General features: G+C 69.7%; 1 protein-coding gene. It reads left to right on the top strand.

The window, feature by feature from the left end:
* Positions 1-2 precede the first annotated feature (2 nt).
* Positions 3-1,895, top strand: coding sequence for an NPCBM/NEW2 domain-containing protein (locus AB8Z36_RS38930; RefSeq protein ID WP_440582121.1), 1,893 nt, complete (start codon positions 3-5; stop codon positions 1,893-1,895).
* Positions 1,896-1,897: the final 2 nt, after the last annotated feature.

The raw sequence follows: 1,897 nt of genomic DNA, 5'->3' as shown, positions 1-1,897 counted from the left end.
GCCTGGTGCCGACCCCGCCCATGGGCTTCAACAACTGGAATTCCACGCACTGCCGGGCCGAGTTCGACGAGGCGATGGTCAAGGGGATCGCCGACATCTTCGTCGAGAAGGGCCTCAAGGACGCGGGCTACGAGTACGTCAACCTCGACGACTGCTGGGCGCTGCCCGAGCGCGACGCGAACGGCAAGCTGGTCCCCGACCCCAAGCGCTTCCCGCAGGGGATCAAGGCCGTCGCCGACTACGTCCACGGCAAGGGCCTCAAGCTCGGCATCTACACCAGCGCGGGCACCAAGACCTGCAACTCCGCGGGGTTCCCCGGCGCGCTCGGCCATGAGCGCAGCGACGCCCAGCAGTTCGCGGAGTGGGGCGTCGACTATCTCAAGTACGACAACTGCAACAACCAGGGCGTAGACGCCAAGCAGCGGTACACCGCGATGCGCGACGCGCTCAGGGCCGCCTCCGAGACCACCGGGCGGCCCATCGTCTACAGCATCTGCGAATGGGGCGAGAACAAGCCCTGGGAGTGGGCGGCCGATGTCGGACACCTCTGGCGCACCACCGGAGACATCAGCGACAGCTGGGGCTCCATGCTGTCGATCATGAAGCAGAACCTGCCGCTCGCGAAGTACGCCGGTCCCGGGCACTGGAACGACCCGGACATGCTGGAGGTCGGCAACGGCGGCATGACCGACACCGAGTACCGCACCCACTTCTCGATGTGGTCGATCATGGCGGCGCCGCTGCTCATCGGCTCGGACCTGCGCAAGGCCTCACCCGCGACCTTCGAGATCCTCGGCAACAAAGAAGTCATCGCCGTCGACCAGGACCCGCTGGGCAGGCAGGGCGAGGTCCTCTCGTCGCAGGACGGGCGCTGGGTCGTCGCCAAGGAGATGAAGGACGGCAGCCGGGCCGTCGCCCTCTTCAACGAGAACGGCACCGCCCAGTCCGTCTCCACGACCGCGAAGGCGGTCGGCCTGCCGGACGCCGCCGGATACACGCTGCGCGACCTGTGGCGGCACAAGAGCTTCAACACCGCGGGCCGGATCTCGGCGACCGTCCCCGCACACGGCACCGTCCTGCTGCGCGTCACGGCCGACGGCGAGTGGGCGAAGCAGCCGCCCGCCGTCGAACTGGGCGCGAAGGGCGCGGCGCTGGTGGAGGCGGGCAAACGGGCTGACCTCACCTCCGAGGTCACCGACCTCGGCCGCACCTCCGCGCACAAGGTCTCCGTGTCGCTCGGCGGCCCGGCCGGATGGCGCCTGCGGGCCACGTCGCCGACGACCGCGTCCGTGCTGCGTACGGGAGAGAAGCTGACCACGGCGTGGTCGGTCACCGCACCCGTCGGCACGTCCCCCGGAACGTACGGCCTGACCTTGAAGACCACGTACCGCTCGCCGCGGGGCGTCCGTTCCGAGAGCGTGCTGCCGCTGACGGCCAACGTGGTCGTCGCGCCCCCGGCGGGCAGTTCGGCGCTCGGCGACCTGCCGTGGATCTCGGCGTCCAACGGCTGGGGTCCTGTGGAGCGCAACACCAGCAACGGCGAGAACGCCGCGGGCGACGGCAACCCGATCACCATCGGCGGCCAGACCTACGCCAAGGGCCTCGGCGTCCACGCGCCGAGCAGCGTCGAGTACTACGCGGGCGCGGCCTGCGAGAAGGTCTCCGCCCTCGTCGGCGTCGACGACGAGAAGCTGTCGCGGGGAACGGTCGCCTTCGAGATCTGGGCGGACACCAGGAAGGTCGCCTCCACCGGGGTCCTCACCAACGCCATGCCGGCCCAGGAACTGTCCGCCGACGTGACCGGCGCCCAGACGATACGCCTGGTGGTCACGGACGGCGAAGACGGCAACGACTCGGACCACGCGGACTGGGCGGAGACGACGTTGAGTTGCTGAGG

It is taken from the genome of Streptomyces flavofungini, from assembly GCF_041028215.1.
GTDB lineage: Bacteria > Actinomycetota > Actinomycetes > Streptomycetales > Streptomycetaceae > Streptomyces > Streptomyces flavofungini_B.
Note: the sequence above shows the minus strand (reverse complement) of the source record. Positions and strands in the feature narration are given on the sequence as shown.